The organism is Clostridiisalibacter paucivorans DSM 22131, assembly GCF_000620125.1.
Lineage (GTDB): Bacteria > Bacillota > Clostridia > Tissierellales > Clostridiisalibacteraceae > Clostridiisalibacter > Clostridiisalibacter paucivorans.
The window spans coordinates 13,910-35,735 of sequence record NZ_JHVL01000009.1; the positions used below are offsets into that span (position 1 = coordinate 13,910).

The window sequence follows — 21,826 nt, forward strand, 5'->3', positions numbered from 1 at the left end:
GATATTTTAGGTATCTAGATATGGGAAAGTGAGTCTTCAATGTTTAATACAATCTCATTTCCTCTAAAGCGATGGCAATATGTCCCATCATTGAGTTGAAATCAAATACAGGAAGGTTTACAGCCTCTCTGATTTTTGCTGCATAAGGCGGCAAATCTGTGCATTCCAAAACGATTGCGCCAATATCAGGATGTTCCTCTATACCTTTTCTGGCAACTCCTATGATTTCCTCTGTTACAACATCAATATCAAATTCCTCGTCTGGCTTTTCGAATATCTTGCTCCATTCCTTTGCATTTTCAAGTCCCATAACCTCTACATTAATATCATCTGTTATACCGCAAGCATGAAAATGTTCTTTTGAAAGAGCCGATTTGTTTGCAGTAATTACTCCGACAATTTTGTTTTTTCCAATTAGATTATAAACAAAAGGTACCTGTAATAGAGCTGATGTGAATACTGGCACATCCAAAGCTTCCGCAAGTTCTTTTTGAAATATAGCATTAAATCCGCAGCTTGTTGAAATAGCCTTGATACCATCTTCATTAACTAATTTTTTTGAGATTTCGATCATATTTGTAAGCAGTTCCCGGCTTGGATGTGTAATTACAGTTTCAACATTCGCACCTTCAACATGAACAAGTTTTACAGGGAAAGGATATGATTTCAAATTGGTGCTGTTACCAGCCATAGCTTCAAGTTGCATCAGACCTTTAGGGACATGCCCTTTTTCCCATCTTAAAATTGCGATTTTTGCATCTCTTTCCATTTTATTCACCTCGAAATTTAAATTGGCAACATATAATTTTTGAATTAACTTGCTTAATCCAATTTTATTTTGTATAATTTATAGTTTTATGTATCTATAATATTATAATATCATATTCATACATATATTGGCATATATTAATGGGGTCAGGCTCACTTTTAAACTTTACAATGATAGGAGGCAATATATTGTATTATTTTATAGCAAATGATATTATAAAGCTATAGAGTCTTAAGGGGTGAATAAAGATGGATAAAGAAATACTATCATTACTTAAAGACATAGACAGAAAAGTTGATGGAAATAGTAAGAAACTAGATAAATATGGCATAAAACTAAATGAATATGGCGAAAAGTTGGATGAACAAGGCAAGAAGCTATATGAATATGGCAAGAGGCTAGATGAACATGGTATAAAACTAGATGAACAAGGCAAAAAGTTGGATGAGCATGGCAGGAAACTAGATGAACAAGGTAAAAAGTTGGATGAGCATGGCAGAAAACTAGATGAACATGGCAGAATTTTGAGGGCATTGGAAGAGGCTAGTCATGTTCATAAAGCAGAGATGGATAATATTAGTTTGGCGGTAAATAGGATAGAAGGTGAAGTCAAGACAATTAGAGAAGATCTCACAGCAGTGGAATTGATGACATCTAAAAATTGGAATGATATAGTTAAACTGAAGGCTATAAAATAAAGGATCTGTTTAAACAGATCCTTTATTTTATAGCCTAATTTTTCATTAATGGTAGTATAGTAGGTAATGTGGTAATGTAAAAAAGTACTTTTCTAGTTTAATTATTATTCTAATTATTGCTAGAAAGGAGTAGTTTTTTTTACAAAAGCATAGATTTTCTATATTACTTTATTTTTTATGTTAGATAAAGTTTCTCTAATACTAAAGAGAGCATAATATCTATTTATTGTTTGTAAATCCTTGTTCTTTTAGAGAGGGGTATACTTTTGGGAAATATACCTTATCATATACAGAGCTAATTCCTTGGCTCCAAGTCCTTACATCTTTTCCTTGTGTTCTGGTATCCATATATTCTTTGATAGTCTTATCATATTGATTTACTAAATCTTGTAAATTTCTGTTGTATTTTTCATTGTGGATTACTGCTTCTTCTGGGAGTCTAGGTTTTTTCATTGGTTTTTCATCTGGAATGCCAATGCACATACCCAATACGGGATATACATATTTTGGTAAGTCTAATAATTTTACAATTTCCATGGGTTCTCTCCTAACGGCACCGATGGGGACAATACCATATCCCATAGATTCAGCAACATTCATTGCATTTGAAAAGGCTATACCTATATCCACACTTGATACCATTGTGGCCTCTATGGATTCAATATTTTTGAATTCTTTATTTTCTTTATTCAATGCTAATGCAGTTCTATAGTAATCTGCTACAAACACTAAAAAGACTGGTGCCTCTGCAATCCACCTTTGTCCTCCAGTCAAATCTGCAATCTTTTTCTTAGTTTCTTTGTTTTTTATAACGATAACACTCCATTGCTGTCCATTTATAGAAGATGGAGCAAATTGAGTACTTTTAAGGATTTTATTTAAATCTCCTTCTCTTATATCTTCGTCTTTATACTTTCTGATAGACACATGATTTGAAATAACTTCATAAATGTGATTCATAACATTCTTCCTTTCTATTTATTAATATTTTATATAGCTGATTTCACAGTCTCTTATATATTTATACACATATTTATATTATTTTAATCTTTTTACATGTTTAATTTTAAAGGATAAAATGAAAGATTGATTAAAATTAAAGTAATAGTGTATATATAATTTGTAAAGAGTTAAAGGGTGGATATACTGGATGGAAAATTAATAAAATATAATTATGGGAGATGGAGAAGTATGAAAGGGCAAATGATAGAAAATATTAAAGATAAATTATCTACTATAGGAATAATAGGTCTAGGTTATGTGGGATTGCCGTTGGCATTGGCATTTACTGAATCTAATTATAGGGTGATTGGATTTGATCGTGAACAGGACAAGGTAGACAGGATTTTAAGAGATAAAACAAGCTATATTAAACATATTTCTGCACAGAGGATAAAATCCAGCGTAGAAAATGGGAAATTAGATGTCACATCGGATTTATCTAGAATATCTGAGGTAGATGTTATAATACTATGTTTGCCTACACCATTGAATCAATATAGGGAGCCTGACTTGTCATATGTAACTAATACAATGGATAAAATTTTACCCTATCTGAAAAAAGGACAATTGCTAAGTTTAGAGAGTACGACTTATCCAGGCACTACTGAGGAAGAATTAAAATCTAGAATTGAAAGTAAAGGATTTGTAGTGGGAGAAGATTTCTTTTTAGTATATTCTCCAGAGAGGGAAGATCCAGGAAACCCAAATTTTAGCACAAGTACAATCCCAAAAGTAGTGGGGGGAATTACTAAAAATTGTCTTGATATAGGAGTCATTTTATATGAAAATATAGTTTCTCAGGTAATCCCAGTTAGCTCAACTAGGGCTGCCGAGCTCACAAAATTATTAGAAAATATCTATAGGGCAGTAAATATAGGGTTAGTAAATGAAATGAAAATGGTTGCTGACAAAATGAATATTGATATATGGGAGGTAATCAATGCGGCAGCTTCAAAGCCCTTTGGATTTACGCCATTTTATCCAGGACCAGGATTAGGAGGGCATTGTATACCTATTGATCCATTTTATCTAACATGGAAGGCTAAAGAATATGATGTAAATACAAGATTTATTGAACTTTCTGGTGAAATAAATACCATGATGCCAGAATGGGTAGTACATAAAGTAATGGAAGGATTAAATGAACAAGAAAAAGCACTGAAAAATGCCAATATATTAGTTCTAGGATTGGCCTATAAAAAGAATGTTGATGATACAAGGGAATCTCCATCGGCAAAGCTAATGGATTTATTAATAAAAAGAGGAGCAAATGTCTTTTATTCAGATCCTTATATAGCTGAATTTCCTAAGATGAGGGATTATTACTTTGATATTGAATCTATGGAAATAAATAAAGAAAATTTGGAGACGATGGATTGTGTGTTGATTAGCACAGATCACGATGAGTTTGATTATGAATTTATTTTACAGCATAGCAATCTAATTGTTGATACAAGGGGGAGATACAAAGGGACACATGAAAAGATAATAAAGGCATAAAGTGACAGAGAAAAATATTCCTCTGTCTTTTTTAATATATTAATATAATCGACAATATATGACAATATTTACAATTGATTCATGATATCATATTGTGACAGCTCATAATTTTAGAGCATAAACAAATATAAATTAAAAAGAAAGGGGATTGGAATGACTAAGAAAAAAAGATTATTGATCTTTGCTTTACTGTCTATGGTGCTGATGGTATCAACTCTGATTGGCTGTGGTAATGAAACAGCCACTGATTCTTCTTCTGTTGAAGAGGAAAATCAAGATTTAAATGATGGCATATATGAGGGGATAGGTCAAGGATATGGTGGAGAGTTAAAGCTTGAGGTCAGTGTAGAGAACAATGAGATAAAGGATATGGAGATTATCTCCCATAGAGAGACTTCGCCTGTATTTACTAGAACCTTACCCATTGCTAAACAACGAATCCTTGAAGCACAAAGTCCAATTGTTGACAATGTTTCAGGTGCCACATATAGTTCATATGCTATTAAAAGTGCAGTGGGCGAAGCCATGAAAAAGGCAGGAAAAGATTTTGGAGAGATCAGAATTGATACACAGGGTCCTGAGGTTCAGTCTAAAGAATTAGAAAATGAAACTACTCAACTTGTTATAGTAGGGGCTGGTCCAGCAGGTATTTCATCTGCTATAGAGGCAGCAGAGTCAGGAGTTGAAGATGTAATTCTTTTAGAAAAGTTAGACATCCTTAGTGGAAATGGTAAATTTGATATGCTTATTTTTGATTTGATTAATTCCAAGGTACAGAGGGAAGATGGTCTAGAATTTACCGTTGAAGATTTTATAAAATCAAAGGAAGGCAAAGTAATGGATTCCCCAGAACGTATAGAAGCTTGGGCAAAGGGCGCCTATGAGCTAGATGAATGGTTTAGAGACATGGGTATAAATCTAAACTATTATTATGATGAAAAGACCCATATGGCTGAAGAGGATGAGTATGCAGGGGAACATATCCATGATAAATTGGAGGAGAAAATAAAAGAATTAGATATAGATGTAAGGACTGGAAATAAGGGTACAGATTTGATTATTGAAGATGGAAAGGCTACTGGGGTAAAGGTGCAGTGTAAAGAGGGGACATATGATATTTATGCAGATGCAGTGGTTATTGCAACTGGTGGATTTTCCAATAATAAAGAGCTCCTAGCAAAATACAAGCCAGGTGTAGAGAATCTAATGACATCTAATCAAATGGGTACAACAGGAGATTTTATTCCTGTTTTTGAGAAGTATAATTTCAAAATCGCAAATATGGATGATATGAAAATATTTAATCCAGCTATGGTTAAAAACAGGGAGTTAACTGGGGCTCGTGGTGATGGATTTTTATTTGTCAATGAAGAAGGAGATAGATTTATTGCGGAAAATGAAAAGGATGAACTGAAATTGGGTCTAGAAATTCTTAGACAACCAAATAAAAAAGTATTTTATATATATGATCAACCATTGGCAGAGTCTTTTTATCGTCTAGAAAAGCATAATAAATTGGATTATCATATTAAAGCAGACACTTTGGAAGAATTAGCGGAAAAACTTGAAATTAATAGCGAAAATTTACTTGATACTGTAGAAATGTATAACAAGGCTGTCGCAGGGGAAATTGAAGATTCCTTTAGAGATGAACCATGTGAAAGGCCATTTGCAGCTGAAGGTCCATACTATGGTGTACAGATTCAGTCAGCAATTCATATGACAAAGGGTGGAGTGGTAGCAAATGAAAAAACTCAAGTACTAGACACCAATAATCAAGTTATTGAAGGATTATATGCGGCAGGAGAAGTCACAGCTACATCTGGTATATTCAAGGAAGCATTTATATTTGGTAGAATTTCAGGTCAAGAAGCGGCTAAATATATTGTTGATAAATAATAAAAGGAATTGGTCTATATTGGCCAATTCCTTTTAAAATATGATTTTATTTTATTATATATTTGATATAATAATAACATCTAAAAATAAATCAAATTACTTTATAAAATAATATATGGGGTTATTTATGAAGGATACGAGGAAGTTTGTAGTTATTTCCATGGCGTTTATGACTCTTATTATTGCCAGTACCATAGGATACAAACGTCTATTAGGGGTAAATATTATTGATGCATTATACATGACTATAATCACTATTTCTACAGTGGGATACAGTGAAGTAGCAGATATGACCACTGATGCCAAGCTGTTTTCAATATTTGTTATTTTTTCTGGCTTAGGTATTGCAGGTTATACATTTACCAGTATTGTATCGTTATTTCTAGAGGGAGAATTCAAAAATGCTTGGAGGAGAAAGAGGATGGAATCTAAAATATCAAGATTAAATAATCATTATATTTTGTGTGGAGCTGGGGAGACTGGACATAGTGTTATACAGCAGTTTTTAAAGAGTGATGTTTCCTTCATAGTGATAGAAAAGAATGAAGATAAGGTTAGAGAATTGATGGAAAATGGAATATTAGCTGTACAAGGGGATGCTACACAGGAGGATGTATTAGAAAAGGCAAACATAAAAACTGCCAAGGGTCTTATAAGTAGTTTGTCCAGTGATGCAGATAATGTATTTACTGTGCTTACAGCAAGACAAATAAATAAAAGGCTTTACATAGTTTCCAGGGCAATAGAAAAAAATTCTCCAGAAAAGTTGAAAAAGGCAGGGGCAAATAATACCATATCACCTAATGAAATCGGGGGCAGAAGGATGGCAGCCATAGTCCTTAGACCATCTATTATTTCATTTTTAGATGTAATAACCCATGCTGGAGATGTGATTCTTGATTTAGAGGATGTAGTGGTATGCAAAGGCTCTGATATGTTGGGGAAGTCTCTAAAGGAAGTGAAAATACCAGAAAAGATAGGACTTATAGTATTGGCTATGAGGAAGAATGGACAGGAAAGGTTAATGTTTAATCCCAGTTCTGACGAAGTGTTGGAACTTGATGATGTAATGATAGTATTAGGTACAGAAGAACAGGTAAACGATCTCAGAAGATTGGCCTGTGATAATGGAGAAAGGGAATTATTGTTTTAAATTAATATGAGAAGTATAAAACGTGTTAGTTTGAAGAGAAGGTGTTTTTATATGAGGGGAATAATATTAGCAGGTGGAAAGGGTACAAGACTGTATCCCATAACTAAGGCAATAAGCAAACAGCTTATACCTATATATGATAAGCCTATGATATATTATCCATTGTCTGTATTGATGTTGGCAGGTATAAGGGAGGTACTTATTATATCTACTGAAAGGGACTTGCCTTTGTATAAGGAGCTTTTAGACGATGGACGGCATTTAGGTATGAATATTGAGTATGCAGAACAATATGAGCCAAGGGGAATAGCAGAGGCTTTTTTAATAGGACGGAAATTTATAGGCAATGATACAGTATCTCTTATATTGGGTGATAATGTGTTTTATGGCCAAGGTTTTTCTCCTATACTTGAAGATTCAGCAGATATTAAAAATGGGGCCAATATATTTGCGTATTATGTAAAAAATCCTAAGGAATATGGAATAATAAATTTTGATGATAATTGGAGACCTTTGTCTATAGACGAAAAACCCAAAAATCCCAAGAGTAATTATGCCATACCTGGTCTATACTTTTATGATAATGATGTGATAAATATAGCAAAGGATATAAGACCATCTAGTAGAGGAGAACTGGAAATATCTCGAATAAATAGGGCCTACCTAATACAAAAAAGGTTAAATGTGAATCTATTGGGACGTGGATTTGCATGGCTAGATACGGGAACACATGAGTCCCTATTGGAAGCAAATAATTTTGTTCATGCAGTACAAAAGAGACAGGGGCTTTATATCGCATGTATAGAAGAGATAGCCTATAGAAAGGGATATATAAATGAAAATCAGTTGTTAGATTTGGCAAAACCACTATTACATACTGACTATGGAAAATATTTAGTTAGTCTATTATAAAGGAAAGAAGGATGAACTAATGAAGACATATCTTATAACTGGTGGAGCAGGATTTATAGGGTCTAATTTTATAAACTATATATTGGAGAGGTATAAAAATAGTATAACTATAGTAAATTTAGATAAGCTTACATATGCTGCAGATTTAACCAATATAACTGAGGCTGCAGATAATGCTAATTATTATTTTATACAGGGAGATATCTGCAATAGGGAGTTGGTAGATAATATTTTTAAAACATATGATATAGATTATGTGGTGAATTTTGCTGCGGAATCCCATGTGGATAGAAGTATCATAAATCCTGATATTTTTTTGAAAAGTAATGTATTTGGCACTCAAGTATTGATAGATTGTGCTAGAGAACATTGGGAGGTAGAAGAGGATAGATATGTGTATGGAAAGAAATTTCTTCAGATTTCTACTGACGAAGTATATGGTACTTTAGATGATAGGGGATATTTTACAGAGGAAACGCCATTAAGGCCACGAAGTCCATATTCTGCCAGTAAGGCATCGGCAGATATGTTGGTCCAATCTTATAAATATACGTACAATATGCCTATAAATATAACTAGATGCTCCAATAATTATGGGCCAAATCAATTCCCAGAAAAGTTGATTCCGTTAGCCATTAAAAAAGCTATAAATGGAGAAGAGATACCTATATATGGAGATGGGAAACATATAAGGGATTGGCTATATGTGAGGGATCATTGTGTTGCTATAGATATGGTTCTCAGAAAGGGTAAAGTAGGGGAAATTTATAATATTGGAGGAAACAATGAACAAGAGAATATTAATTGTATCAAAAATATCATAGGTATATTGAAGAAAATATTTCCTGAAAACACATATATCAATGAAAATTTGATCACATATGTTAAAGATAGAAGGGGCCATGACAGGAGGTATGGAATAGATTTTTCCAAAATAAAAAATGAATTGGGATGGTATCCAAAGGTGAGATTTGATGAGGGAATAATGGCTACTATTTATAATGTATATAATAAGAATAAAATAAATAGAGTATAATTTAAACTGATGTCAAAGATATATGAATAGTTAGTGGTTCATAGGGTTGTCAACAATTTGAGTTTAAAAAAATATGCAACAAAATATTACATTGTAATATTTTGTTGCATATTTTTTTAAAACGGTATAGATAATTTTAGAAGACTAAAAATATATTTTCAAATGAACTCTGTATATTAGCATGATTTTAGATAGAAGAGGGTTGTGTGATATTAATATTGGCATGGAAATTGCTCTATTAATAGTATCTAAAAGTATGATTCAAAAATCAAAATTAGGAGGAAAATATTTATGATGGCTAGAATAAATGGAATCAATATATACTATGAGGATATAGGAGAAGGGCCAGTATTGATGTTTATTCACGGATTAGGAGAAAATGCAGAGTCTTGGAGATATCAGATAGATGTATTTAGTAAAAGCTTTAGGGTGATAGCTATGGATTTGAGGGGTCACCATAGAAGTGAGGATGGTAATGAAGAGATAAGTATACCATTATTTGCAACGGATATAATATCATTAATGAATTATCTAGATATATACAATGCCCATTTTATAGGACTTTCCATGGGAGGATTGATTTGTCAAGAACTTACGATAAATAATCAAGACCGTATGTTGAGTATGACATTAAGTGATTCTGCAGGTTATTATCCAAAGCCTATGAGTACAGTTGGATTGAAAAAAAGATTACAGAGAATAGACAGTATGTCTATGGAAGAATTGGGTGAATTAATTGCAAGGACTGCATGCAAACCCAATGTGGATAAAGATATCTTACAAAAGGCTACAGGAATATTTGGATTAAATAGATATAGACCTTACAGACAGGCTACATATGCCACATTGAAATCAGACTATAGAAAATATCATAAGGATATATTCATACCTACATTTATATCTGTAGGAGAAAAAGACCCTGTAACACCTATTGAATTTTCCCAATATTTAAATGAGAATATTGTAGGGTCAAAAATGCAAATCATACCCGATGCATCACATTTGTCTAAAATGGACAATGCTCCAAAATATAATTTAGCTTTGGCTGAATTCTTAGCTCCCTTTGAGCCAGAATCATCAATTAAAATTTTAGACATATTAAAACAAAACAAGGGATAATATAAAGGACTAGATTTGATTTTCTAGTCCTTATCTTATTCTATAATTTAAGATTATCTTCGTCGGTTAATAAATCCGATGTATTAGCTATTATTTCTTGAATTTTTATTTCATCTAGCTCTAATGTTTCCAATGCGAAAGGAGACATATAGTATGCCATGCCATCATATCCCATACTTATGCCCATTGTCATAACTAGGGCATCTGCAACATGTATAAGAGATACCAAATCTTTATTTACATTTGATTGTGCAGGTGTGTGATGATTTTCTATGGCATCTATCAAATCTTGAGGAAAATTCCATTTTTCTGCTATTTTAGCACCGATTTGGGCATGGTCAAACCCTAATACTTCTTTTTCAGCATCTTGGAAGGAACGACCACTGCTACCTACCTTTTCTACTATTAAGTTGTATTCTTTTTTAACATAGTAACTCAATATTACTTTACCTATATCCCTTAAGAGTCCCGCTATGTAGGCCTGTTCTGGATCAGATTTTCTCGTCTTCTTAGCCAATTGACGGGCTATTATAGCACAGGTTTGTGATTGCTCCCATAACATATCCTTTTCAAGACCATATCCTGGTAGTTCTTGCATTAGAACTTTACTAACGGAGGATGCCAGTGTTATACTTCTTATAGTTTTAAAACCTAGAAGTACTGTGGCCTCGGTTATGGTGCTTATTCTTCTAGAATATCCATAATGTGTAGAATTAGCTAATTTAAGTACTTTTGCAGTAAGACTTTGATCTTTCAATATTTCTGTCTCTATATCATGTACTGTAGAATTGGGGTCTTCTGTAAGTTTCAATATCTTATTTATCCTATTGGGGAACACAGGCATATCATCTACTAATTGGATGAGTTTGTCTAAGGATAACTTATTGTTCATAACACAACTCCTTTAATAAATATTTGGCATAATATATACCTTTGTATTAATTATATACCCTATTCTGAATTTTTCATATAGATTTAGGGTATCAATTTACTAAGAGTGAAATGGAGGGATTACGTGGGGAATATTATATATTGGTTTAGACGAGACTTAAGAATATCTGATAATGTAGGTTTTTTTAATGCATGTAATAATGGTAAATCTATAATACCAGTTTTTATATTAGATGACAATATACTGATGGACCCAGATGTGGGAAAAAGAAGGGTCCAGTTTATGTATAGCTGTGTAAAGAATTTGGACAAGGAGTTAGAAAAAATAGGAGGCAGACTGATTTTAAGGAGGGGCAAAGCCCTTCAAGAATTAAAAAAACTAGTTAACCAATATGATGTTGAGTCCATATATTTTAACAGAGATTATACTCCTTATGCTAGAATCAGGGACAAAGAAATATGGGAATATTTTAGAAAAGAGGGCATTGAGGTTAAAAGCTTTAAAGATACCGTGCTCCATGAAAAGAGAGAGATAGTTAAGGGAGATGGGAATCCATATATTGTTTTTACATATTATTATAAAAAATGGATTAATAAAATCAAGGACAATATTTTACCAGAGATAAAAAAGATAGAAATAGTAGAAGGGGTAGATGCTTTAGATATAGCTAAATTAGATTCTGATGATATAGAATTTGATTATAAAAATACATATAGAGATTTAGTATATAAAACAGTATATAGATATATAGAGGACAGAGACATACCCTATAAAGATGGCACATCAAGGATTTCTCCATATCTGAGGTTTGGGGTACTATCCATAAGGAAAATATATAATGATATGATATCTCTAATGGGAGAATTGGAGGATCATAAAAAGAGAGAAAGTATACAGGGATTCATTAGACAACTGGCCTGGAGAGATTTTTATTTTCAGATATTATATAATTTTCCTTATGTGGACAAGGAATCATTTTTGACAAAGTATAGAGATTTAAACTGGGAAAATGATGAAAAATTATATAATACTTGGTGTGAGGGCAGGACGGGATATCCTCTAGTAGATGCAGGTATGAGACAGCTACTTAAAGAGGGATGGATGCATAATAGACTTAGAATGATAGTCGCATCATTTTTGACTAAAGATTTACTTATAGATTGGAGATGGGGAGAGAGGCATTTCAAAAGATATTTAATAGATTATGACCTACCTCTGAACAATGGAGGATGGCAATGGGCTGCTTCTACTGGTACCGATGCACAGCCATATTTTAGGATATTTAATCCTATATCTCAATCTAAGAGATATGATCCAGAGGGAATATATATAAAGAGATATGTAGACGAACTAAGGGATATACCTATTAAATATATACATGAACCTCATAAGATGCCTAATAAGGCATTAGATTACCCCAGTCCCATAGTAGACCACAAGAGACAAAGGGAAAGGGCATTGGAATTATATCAAATTTAAAAATGAAATGAAAAACTTACAATATATAGAGACTGATTAAAGTTTTTGAATTTTGTTGCCGATATTAAAGTTAGAGAAGTTATGGTAAAGGAGGAAAAATTCTATGAGAGTAGAAGGTGGGATATCGGTAGCGGGGTTTCAACATAATGGAACAGGTCAAAACACTAATAATACAGTGGAAAACAGCAATATGAGCCCTAACAGGGGAGAAGGTAATGTAGAAGCAATAAATGATGTTAATTTAAAAAGAAATATGGATCAAAAAGATTTACAGCAAGCTATAAATGATGTTAATAAAAGTGTAAAGGCATATAATAGGAGACTTCAATACTCTGTCCATGAAAAGACAAATACTATAATGGTAAAAGTAATAGATACCAGTGAAGGTAGGGATGAGGTTATAAGGGAGCTACCTCCAGAGAAAATACTGGATATGGTAGCCAAGATGTGGGAAATGGCAGGTATTATAGTAGATGAAAGAGTATGATTTAAAAATATATAGGTGGTGATATTATGGATACTTCTAGAATAAGTGGTATTGCATCGGGAATGGATACAGAACAAATGGTAAAGGATCTTATGAAGGCACAGAGGGTAAAGGTAGATAGACTTTATCAACAGAAACAAATACATGAGTGGCGACAAAATATGTATAATGATATAAATAAATCCTTTGCAAATTTTATACTTGATACAAAGAAGGAATTTGGACTTACTACTACAACATCTACGGGGCTCATGTTGAATAAGTCTTTAGACAGCCTTCCGTGGGTTAAACAAGCTACATCTAGCAATGAAAGCATAGCTTCAGTAACTGCTAGAGCCAGTGCAGTAAATGGAAGCTATGATGTAGATGTAAAAAGATTGGCAGATGGGGTTTCCATGGCCAGTGGAAGCAATATATCTGTTGGAGATAAGGGAAATGTTGCAGAGCAATTTGGATTAGCAAGTGGAGATACGATAGAGTTTACTATAACAACAGATGCAGGAAGTAAGACATTTAAATTTGGAAATGTGGATGGAGCAGATATAAAGAAAGACTTAAGTGATATAGGTTTAAAGGATATAGTTAAAACAGTTAATTCTGCTACTATTACAAAGGACGGTAAAGAGATAGATTTAGGGGTTAAGGCATCCTATGACAGCAATATAGATAGATTCTTTTTACAAACTGATGGCACAGGAAAAGATAGTAGTATTAAGATAGATGATACTAGTGGATTTGTGGATAAATTAAAATTAAATGTTACCCACTATGATGCCAGTGGTGTTAAACAAGAGGCTCAGCTTTTTGTATCTGGACAAGAATATACTGGAGTAAATGCAAAATTGGATTTTGCAGGAGCAATAGGAGTAGAGCAATCTTCTAATCAATTTAATATAAATGGTATATCCTTTGACCTAAACGCAACAGGTTCATTTTCTGTAAAAGTAGATACTGATGTAGATAATGTATATGACAAAATTAAGGGATTTATAGAAAAATACAATGAAATAGTAGATGCAATGGGAGAGAAATTAGGCGAAGAGAAATATAGAAGTTATAAACCATTGACCGATGAGCAAAAGGAATCTATGAAAGAGAAAGATATTGAGCTTTGGGAAAAAAAGGCCAAAAGTGGTCTATTGAGAAATGATATGCTAATATCTAGGACTATGCAAAGGGTAAGAAGTGGACTTTATGATTCAGTAGAAGGAGTAAAAGGTACGTTTGACCATCTTACTGAGTTGGGTATAACTACTCAAAAATATGTAAGTGGAGAAGTAGGTGGAAAACTTCAAATAGATGAAACTAAACTTAAAGAGGCTATACAGAAAGATGCTCAAGGAGTATTGGAGGTATTGTTTAAGCAACCTGATAGTGATTTGACTGATGACAAAGAGATAGCCAAGAATAGTGGTATAATTACAAGGGTATATAATAATATGATGTATGGTATGAAGGAAATAGTGAATAAATCTGGAACAGGAGAAGATGCCAATTTACTTAGAAATGTAGAATCCAATTTATTAATAGACTTTGTAACAGAACATGGAAGTATAAGTATGCTAGATGAAGAAATAAATGACCTAGACGATAAGATATATGATATGAACAGATATCTTTATAGAAAAGAAGAGAGTTATTGGCAAAGATTCACTGCTATGGAAAAGGCAATAGCTAGAATGAACAGTCAGAGTTCATGGTTGACGCAACAAATGGGATAATGGTAGATTTACAATAGAGAAGAAAATTATAAAAGAAAGGTGATAACATGGCTATAGGGAATCCATATGCACAATATCAACAGAATTCAGTAATGACAGCATCACCAGAAGAGTTAACTCTTATGCTTTATAATGGAGCGATAAAATTTATAAAACAGGCTAAAATATTTATAAATGAAAAACAGATGGAAAATGCTCATAAATCCATAGTAAGGGCGGAAGATATTATCGCAGAACTTAATATAACCTTAAATATGGACTATGAGATTTCTGAAAATTTGAGGAGTTTATATACATTTATATTGGACAGGCTCACTGATGCCAATGTGCAAAAGTCTACTGATGTGTTAAATGAAATACTGCCTCTAGTAGAAGATTTAAGGGATACTTGGCAACAGGCCATGAAACAAGCTAAGATCAATAAAAAGACGGCAAGATAAATTGGGGGATGGAGAAATGCCCATGAATAGTTTAGAGAATATGATAAAATTGCTAAAAAAGAAAATAGAGTATTTGAATAGTATATATGAAAAGACTGAGACACAGTATGATGTTATACTTAAAGAAGATATGGAAAAATTATTTGGTCTTATAAAAGAAAAGCAGGTGAGTATTGACAGTATAGATAAATTAGATGAAGTATTTTTAGATCAATACACAGTATTTAAAAATGATAATCAAGTAGAAAATATATCAGAATTAGATAGTCAAAAATATCCTCAAATAAAGGAGTTAAAAGATAATATAGAAACTATCAACAAACTTTTAAATGACATAAAGGAACAAGAGATGAAAAATAATGTGGAATTAAATAAGAGGTTTCAATCAGTCAAAAATAAATTAAAATCTGTAAAAAAGGGTAAGAAGATGGTAAAAGGTTATGATAGCTATAAAAATTTAGCAGGGTCTGCCTTTATTGATGTAAATAAATAGGGGGGATATTATGGAGATAAGTTCAATGAATGCCCAATATGTATATAGTTTGAAACAGGCATTAGGTATGGCGAATATGAGAAGGGCTATGAATCAAGATGCCCAGGGAGTAAAGAATTTGATGGAGTCTATGGAGGCTACAAATAGAGCTATAGCTAAAGCGGCAGAACCACATAAAGGTGGGAGTGTGGACATAAAAGTCTAAAAAGAAGGATTCTTCCTTCTTTTTTTGATATCGTAAATTGTTGATTTTTAATATTTTATTAACAAATTAATCAAACAATACTAACAGGCTTTTCCACATTTAAATATATAGAAAACAACAGTTTTCCACAGACTTATACACATTATCCACAGAAATCCCTAGAAGATATCCACATAATAACAACAACTATGATGTGGAAAAAATAATTAATGAAATAAATAGTTGTCAATGTAAAATAAATGTTAAATAACTTTTATAGTGGGTATCATAATAATAAACATTTATAAATATCAATTAAGTAATAGGCTACATATATCTTTTATTGATTGATAGTAGTTTACAATTAAAACTTCATTTATTGAAGGGAGCTGAAGTATATGAAAATGATAATTAGTGGTAAGAACATGGAAGTTACAGATGCATTAAGGGACACTACAGAGAAGAAATTAGGAAAATTGGATAAGTATTTTTTTAAAGATGCTGAAGCATATGTGACATTTAGTGTAGAAAAAGATAGACAAATAATAGAAGTAACCATTCCTTTTGCAGGTGCTATTATAAGAGCCGAGGAGTTTACAGATGATATGTATACATCCATAGATAAGGCAGTAGATGTATTGGAAAGGCAAGTTAAAAAGCATAAAACTAAGCTGCAAAGAAGGAAACATAATGGAAAGACTATAAGATTTGAGAATATCCCTTCTCTAGATACTCAAGAAAGAGATAATGAACCTAAAATAGTAAAAACTAAGAGATTTGCCATAAAACCTATGGATGAAGAAGAAGCGGTACTTCAGATGGATCTTTTGGGACATAATTTCTTTGTATTTAGAAATGCTGATAGTGATGAAGTCAATGTAGTTTATAAGAGGAAAGATGGAAATTATGGGTTGATTGAACCTGAATATTAAAAATGAGGCGAAGGAGAGATCCTTCGCTTTTAAACTGCTTTTAAATAATATATATTGATGGTATTATTTAACTAGGTGATAAAATGGAAAAGACAAAGGAAATACATAAAAATATAGAAGATATAATAGAAAGTGCTATGGATGTAGAGAGAACTGATCCTAAAAAAGTCATATTTTTGGGGAAAAAGGCATATAAGCTATCCAATGAATATAAATATGAACTGGGTATGGCTAGATCACTTCTTACTATTGCATATGGTTGTAGAAGATTATCATATCATTATAAATCTATATACTGTCTTTATAAATGTATTAAGGTCTTTAAAAAGTTCAAAGATTATGATGGACAGCTCAAATCATTGATTCTATTAAGTATAAACTATTTTTATTTTGGAAGATATAAAGAGTCTTTAGATATAAATAAAAAGGCTGTTAAAATGTGTAGAAAAATGAAAAGAAGAGATTTAGAGGCCAGTATACTAAATAATATTGGAGAAATTTTAAAGGAGCAGTATAGATACAAAGATGCATTAAAATGGTACATGGCTTCACTAAAAATAGCTGAAGATATGGATAATAAGTACCATAAAGCAGTAATAATAATGAATATGGGATTTTGTTATTATAATATGGGAGAAGATGAAAAGGCATTAAGCTACTATAATAGGTGTCTAAAATATTTTGTAGAATTATCAGAAGGTATATATGAGGCGGATACACTCAATAAAATTGGAGAGATATATGGGAGAAAAGAGGAATATGATAAGGCCTTAGAATATTATTATAAGAGTATTGATATATTCAATAAGCAAGGAAATAAATTCTATATGGTAGATGTATTGATGAATTTGGGGAGTACATTTTTAAATACTGGAGAATATGACAAGGCATATAGGTATATATATAGTGCATTGACAAATTCAGAATATATAGATGCAAAAAAGAAGATTACTCAGTGGAGGTTATTGTTATCTGATTACTATAATAAGACTAAGGATTTTAAAAGGTCATTAGAAGAATATAAATTATATCATAGATTGGAAAAAGAGGTAGCAGATGAAAAATTGGAAAGGGAATTAAAATATATAACTAGTAAATTTGAGAAAGATAGATCTAAAGATAGGGCACAAATATATAAACTCAAAAATATAGAGTTAAAAAGAACAAAAGATGAGTTGGAGAGGGCAGAAATTGCTAGAAGGAGGCTATTTTCTAACATATCTCATGAATTAAAGACTCCCATAACTTCTATTCAAGGATATATTGAGGCAATTATTGATGGCGTTATACCTAATAAAGATATGACTAAGTATTTATTTCGTATGAAGTCAAGGGCTGAAACATTAAATAGGATTATAGATGACCTTTTTCAATTGGCAAAACTAGAGATGGGTCAATATGAATTTGAGTTTAAAAAGATGGATATATCATTTTTATTGGAAAGTTTATACGAAAAGTTTCAAATAGATGTAAATGCTGAAAATAGAAAAATTGTACTAGATATTGACAAAACTCAATTGGAGGGATTACAGGTCAATATAGATGTAAATAGATTGGACCAAGTATTTGGAAATATAATATACAATAGTATAAAGTATACAGATGATATGGGGGAAATTGTTATAGGATGCAATATTGATGGAGATAAAGCCATTATAAGTATAGCAGATGATGGGATAGGCATATCTAATGAAGATATATATAATATTTTTGAGAGGTTTTATAAAGGGAATAATTATAAACATATCAATAAGGGTAGTGGACTGGGGTTGTCTATAGCTAAAGAGATTATAAATAGCCATCAAGGGACAATATGGATGAAGAAGAGATATCCTAAAGGTGTAATTGTGAGCTTTACCCTTCCTGTGGAACATTATTAAACATGTATCCTTGTCCCCTTACTGTAGTTATATATTTAGGATTAGATGGGTCTTTTTCTATTTTCTTTCGTATATTGCTTATATGTACCATGATAGTACTATTATCACCTAGACTTATGTCTTTCCATACATTTTCGTATATTTCAGACATGGTAAATAGTTTTCCAGGATTTTTGATAAGCAATGTAAGTATTTTATACTCCTTTGCTGATAAATTTATATAGGTATTATCCACCCATACTTTATGGTTTTTCAGATTTATAAATATATTATCATAAGCTATAAAATCAGTAGTAGGGTGTTTTTTATTATAGTTATATCTTCTTAGATGGGCGTTTACCCTTGCAACTAATTCATTGGGATTGAAGGGCTTAGTGATATAGTCATCTCCACCTGTATTTAATCCCATTATTTTTTCGCAATCTTCATCTTTACATGTAAGGAATATTATGGGATTGAGTGAATATCTTCTTATGGATTTGCATACTTCTATTCCATCTGTATCAGGGAGGAGTCTATCCAGTATAATGAGGTGAGGATCTATATCTATGACTAATTGGATAGCTTTTTTACCGTGATCAGCAGTAATTACTTTATAACCTTCTTTTTTTAGATACATTGATATAATTTGGATTATATCCCAGTCATCATCGACTACTAAAATAATATGATCATATTTTGACATAATATCACCTTCAAAGTGGTTTTAGTATTTATTTTCTACGAAAAAGGATAAAATCCTTTTTTCTTCACAGATTATTCATAAATGGAAGTTATAATAAAATAGAGAAATATTTTAATGGGAGTGATTTCAAGATGTTCGATATTATGCATAGTGGGTTTAACTTTAAATATGTTTGGCCATGGATGATAGGCATGGGCATATTAAAGATTATAGTTGTTGGATTAGTAATTTATCTAGTAGTAAAATTAATAGTAAACTCTATAAATAATGATAAAAATTATTCTAACAATAGTTATCACCATAATGGAACAAATAGGGCATTAGAAATATTAAAGGAGAGATATGCCAATGGAGAAATTGGCGATGAAGAATATGAACAGAAGAAAAAGAAATTAATGGAGTAATAGCAAGGGGGGATTAATTTGAATGAAAAACAAAGGGTGCTGGTAGTAGATGATGAAGAAGAGATAGTAAAGGTAATAAAGGCATATCTTGAGAAGGATGGATATGATGTATTGGTAGCATATGATGGATATGAAGCAATAGATAAATTTGAGAAAAATCAAGTGAATTTTGTAGTTTTAGATTTGATGATCCCTGGATTATCAGGAGAAGATGTATGTAAAAAGATAAGGATTAAATCATCTGTACCAGTACTTATGCTTACTGCCAAAGTAGAAGAAGGAGATAGAATCTACGGGCTGGACTTAGGGGCAGATGATTATTTGACTAAACCCTTTAGCCCAAAGGAACTATTGGCTAGGATTAGGGCCATACTTCGCAGAACTAATAGAGATAGTACAATAAAAGCTCAAATAATAGAAATTAATAATGGAGATTTGATTATAGATACTAATAAAAGGGATGTCATAAAAAAAGAAAAATTATTAGATATAACTCCCACAGAGTTTGATATATTACAGCTTATGGCACAGAATATAGGAAAGGTATTTTCAAGAGAGGAATTGGTGATTAAGGTATTGGGATATGATTATGAGGGATACGATAGGACAATAGATGCCCATATAAAAAATTTAAGGAAAAAAATTGAAGATAAAGATAATAAATACATCATAACTGTATATGGAATCGGATACAAATTCATGGGGGAATAGCTATGTTCCAAAGATTAAAAGCAAGGACTACTATTATGTTTTTGGCCACAACTTTGGTGGCGATTTTCTTGGTAAGCATTATTGCAAATATAACTATATTCCAAAAATTTAATATGTATATGGAAGAGGAACAGGAAGACAAGATTAAATCTATAATAGAACTTGTTGAATATGCATATTCTCTAGATAAACAATGGAATAGAAGGGTGTTGGAGAATATAGATGTATCTCCCGTTATAAATGGATTTGATATAGTTATTCGTGATATAAGAGGGGATGTTATATATAATCAAGATATGACAAATTCCATGATGGAAATGCATAGGAGAATGATGGGCGGAATGGGACATGGAATGATGGATGATACAAATACAACAGATGATTATAGAACAGAAATTCATAAGGTGTTTTTTAATGATAAGAAGATAGGTACAATAGAGATAGGGTATGAAGGGCCTTTTATGATATCCGAGAGGGAAGTAGATTTTACGAAGGGAATAAATATGTCTATATTATATGGAGCACTTTTTTCCATAGCGGTTGCAGTTATTATGGGTATATATTTTTCAGATATATTATCTAAACCAATAATTAATATTACTAAGGCATCTAATAAAATAAGAAATGGAAATTTGAATATAAAACTGAAGGAAGAGAATAAAATAATTGAATTTAAGGAATTGACCTATTCCATAAACCATTTAGCAAAATCCTTAGAAGAACAAAATATGTTTAGAAAACAACTCACCTCTGATATATCCCATGAACTTAGGACTCCACTATCTATTTTACAGAGTCATACTGAAGCCTTAGCAGATGGTATATGGGAGCCTAATATTGAAAGAATGGAAGTAATAAGAAATGAAGTATATAGGCTAAATAAGCTAGTGGAGCAGTTAAAGTATGTAGCAGATATAGAAAATCATAAATTTGAGATCACTAAGGAATCAGTAAATCTATCTAAGCTATTGATGGATATAGTTGAAAACTTCAGATATCAGTTTGTTAGAAGTAATGTTGAATTAAAAACTGATATAGATGAAGAAATATATATTATGGGCGATAGGGATAAATTGAGTCAAGTATTTATAAATATTATTTCTAATGGTTTGAAATTTTCCAAGGAAGGAGGGTTTGTATATATAGAATTAAAAGATAAAAAAAATTATATTCTGGTTACAATAGAAGATAATGGTATAGGTATACCAGAAGAAGACATTGATTATATATTTGAACGATTCTATAGGAGTGAAAAGTCTAGAAATAGGAAAACAGGAGGATCTGGAGTAGGGCTTACAATAGTTAAGACTATAGTTGAGGCCCATGGAGGCACTATAGATGTAGAGAGTAAAGAAGGACAAGGAAGTAAATTTATGATAAAATATTATGATAGATAAATATCATAATACTTTAGAAGGTGGTATATATAT

At 31.8% G+C, this 21,826-nt stretch carries 22 protein-coding genes; 18 read left to right on the forward strand and 4 right to left on the reverse strand.

Going from position 1 to position 21,826, the window contains the following annotated elements:
* Positions 1-43: 43 nt before the first annotated feature.
* Positions 44-769: an aspartate/glutamate racemase family protein gene (locus tag Q326_RS0105430; RefSeq protein WP_034601262.1), complete on the reverse strand. Its 726-nt coding sequence runs from the start codon at positions 767-769 to the stop codon at positions 44-46.
* 248 nt (positions 770-1,017) lie between these two features.
* Between Q326_RS0105430 and Q326_RS17900 the strand changes: the two genes are divergently transcribed.
* The gene (locus tag Q326_RS17900; protein WP_051531196.1) at positions 1,018-1,467 is read left to right on the forward strand and encodes a hypothetical protein; all 450 of its coding nucleotides are present in this window, start codon (positions 1,018-1,020) and stop codon (positions 1,465-1,467) included.
* A 219-nt stretch (positions 1,468-1,686) separates the two neighbouring features.
* Here the strand turns inward: Q326_RS17900 and Q326_RS0105440 are convergent, their stop codons facing one another.
* Positions 1,687-2,427 carry an NADPH-dependent oxidoreductase gene (locus Q326_RS0105440; protein ID WP_026894445.1) on the reverse strand — a complete coding sequence of 247 codons (741 nt, stop codon included), beginning with the start codon at positions 2,425-2,427 and terminating at the stop codon, positions 1,687-1,689.
* A 231-nt stretch (positions 2,428-2,658) separates the two neighbouring features.
* On the opposite strand from Q326_RS0105440, the gene Q326_RS0105445 reads away from it, so the two are divergent.
* The 6 genes from Q326_RS0105445 (at position 2,659) to Q326_RS0105470 (ending at position 10,088) form a co-directional block, all read left to right on the forward strand.
* Complete coding sequence (locus Q326_RS0105445; protein ID WP_026894446.1) at positions 2,659-3,969, forward strand: nucleotide sugar dehydrogenase; 1,311 nt, start codon at positions 2,659-2,661, stop codon at positions 3,967-3,969.
* Positions 3,970-4,122: 153 nt separating this feature from the next.
* On the forward strand, positions 4,123-5,868 hold the full coding sequence (locus tag Q326_RS0105450) for an FAD-binding protein (RefSeq protein WP_034601283.1): 1,746 nt from the start codon (positions 4,123-4,125) through the stop codon (positions 5,866-5,868).
* A 127-nt stretch (positions 5,869-5,995) separates the two neighbouring features.
* Positions 5,996-7,021 (forward strand): potassium channel family protein, encoded by a 1,026-nt coding sequence (locus tag Q326_RS0105455; protein ID WP_026894448.1) that lies wholly within the window; start codon positions 5,996-5,998, stop codon positions 7,019-7,021.
* A 51-nt stretch (positions 7,022-7,072) separates the two neighbouring features.
* A complete protein-coding gene (rfbA, locus tag Q326_RS0105460) occupies positions 7,073-7,933 on the forward strand; it encodes a glucose-1-phosphate thymidylyltransferase RfbA (protein WP_026894449.1) in 861 nt (286 codons plus the stop codon).
* 19 nt (positions 7,934-7,952) lie between these two features.
* On the forward strand, positions 7,953-8,969 hold the full coding sequence (gene rfbB, locus Q326_RS16810) for a dTDP-glucose 4,6-dehydratase (RefSeq protein WP_051531198.1): 1,017 nt from the start codon (positions 7,953-7,955) through the stop codon (positions 8,967-8,969).
* A 291-nt stretch (positions 8,970-9,260) separates the two neighbouring features.
* Positions 9,261-10,088: an alpha/beta fold hydrolase gene (locus Q326_RS0105470; RefSeq protein WP_026894450.1), complete on the forward strand. Its 828-nt coding sequence runs from the start codon at positions 9,261-9,263 to the stop codon at positions 10,086-10,088.
* A gap of 40 nt (positions 10,089-10,128) precedes the next feature.
* On the opposite strand, the gene Q326_RS0105475 is transcribed toward Q326_RS0105470, so the two are convergent.
* A complete protein-coding gene (locus tag Q326_RS0105475; protein ID WP_026894451.1) occupies positions 10,129-10,980 on the reverse strand; it encodes an HDOD domain-containing protein in 852 nt (283 codons plus the stop codon).
* 123 nt (positions 10,981-11,103) lie between these two features.
* Between Q326_RS0105475 and Q326_RS0105480 the strand changes: the two genes are divergently transcribed.
* From Q326_RS0105480 to Q326_RS0105515, 8 genes are all read left to right on the forward strand, one after another.
* The gene (locus Q326_RS0105480; protein WP_156936254.1) at positions 11,104-12,459 is read left to right on the forward strand and encodes a cryptochrome/photolyase family protein; all 1,356 of its coding nucleotides are present in this window, start codon (positions 11,104-11,106) and stop codon (positions 12,457-12,459) included.
* A 103-nt stretch (positions 12,460-12,562) separates the two neighbouring features.
* The gene (locus Q326_RS0105485; protein WP_026894453.1) at positions 12,563-12,946 is read left to right on the forward strand and encodes a flagellar protein FlaG; all 384 of its coding nucleotides are present in this window, start codon (positions 12,563-12,565) and stop codon (positions 12,944-12,946) included.
* 26 nt (positions 12,947-12,972) lie between these two features.
* Entirely contained in the window at positions 12,973-14,667 is a 1,695-nt protein-coding gene (fliD, locus tag Q326_RS0105490) for a flagellar filament capping protein FliD (protein ID WP_026894454.1), read from the forward strand.
* Positions 14,668-14,714: 47 nt separating this feature from the next.
* Entirely contained in the window at positions 14,715-15,107 is a 393-nt protein-coding gene (gene fliS, locus Q326_RS0105495; protein ID WP_026894455.1) for a flagellar export chaperone FliS, read from the forward strand.
* A 16-nt stretch (positions 15,108-15,123) separates the two neighbouring features.
* Positions 15,124-15,600: a flagellar export chaperone FlgN gene (flgN, locus tag Q326_RS0105500; RefSeq protein ID WP_026894456.1), complete on the forward strand. Its 477-nt coding sequence runs from the start codon at positions 15,124-15,126 to the stop codon at positions 15,598-15,600.
* Between the two features lie 10 nt (positions 15,601-15,610).
* The gene (locus tag Q326_RS0105505) at positions 15,611-15,805 is read left to right on the forward strand and encodes a putative motility protein (protein ID WP_026894457.1); all 195 of its coding nucleotides are present in this window, start codon (positions 15,611-15,613) and stop codon (positions 15,803-15,805) included.
* A gap of 377 nt (positions 15,806-16,182) precedes the next feature.
* A complete protein-coding gene (gene hpf, locus Q326_RS0105510; RefSeq protein ID WP_026894458.1) occupies positions 16,183-16,716 on the forward strand; it encodes a ribosome hibernation-promoting factor, HPF/YfiA family in 534 nt (177 codons plus the stop codon).
* Positions 16,717-16,799: 83 nt separating this feature from the next.
* Positions 16,800-18,596 (forward strand): tetratricopeptide repeat-containing sensor histidine kinase, encoded by a 1,797-nt coding sequence (locus Q326_RS0105515; protein WP_026894459.1) that lies wholly within the window; start codon positions 16,800-16,802, stop codon positions 18,594-18,596.
* Here the strand turns inward: Q326_RS0105515 and Q326_RS0105520 are convergent.
* Positions 18,571-19,281: a response regulator transcription factor gene (locus Q326_RS0105520; RefSeq protein ID WP_034601286.1), complete on the reverse strand. Its 711-nt coding sequence runs from the start codon at positions 19,279-19,281 to the stop codon at positions 18,571-18,573. The genes Q326_RS0105515 and Q326_RS0105520 overlap by 26 nt on opposite strands.
* Positions 19,282-19,412: 131 nt before the next feature.
* Here Q326_RS0105520 and Q326_RS0105525 point away from each other — a divergent pair, with 131 nt between their 5' ends.
* Genes Q326_RS0105525 through Q326_RS0105535 form a run of 3 tightly spaced genes read left to right on the forward strand, consistent with a single transcriptional unit; the run spans position 19,413 to position 21,793 of the window.
* Positions 19,413-19,685: an SHOCT domain-containing protein gene (locus Q326_RS0105525; RefSeq protein ID WP_051531200.1), complete on the forward strand. Its 273-nt coding sequence runs from the start codon at positions 19,413-19,415 to the stop codon at positions 19,683-19,685.
* Between the two features lie 18 nt (positions 19,686-19,703).
* Positions 19,704-20,396 (forward strand): response regulator transcription factor, encoded by a 693-nt coding sequence (locus tag Q326_RS0105530; protein WP_026894462.1) that lies wholly within the window; start codon positions 19,704-19,706, stop codon positions 20,394-20,396.
* A gap of 2 nt (positions 20,397-20,398) precedes the next feature.
* Complete coding sequence (locus tag Q326_RS0105535; RefSeq protein WP_026894463.1) at positions 20,399-21,793, forward strand: sensor histidine kinase; 1,395 nt, start codon at positions 20,399-20,401, stop codon at positions 21,791-21,793.
* Positions 21,794-21,826: the final 33 nt, after the last annotated feature.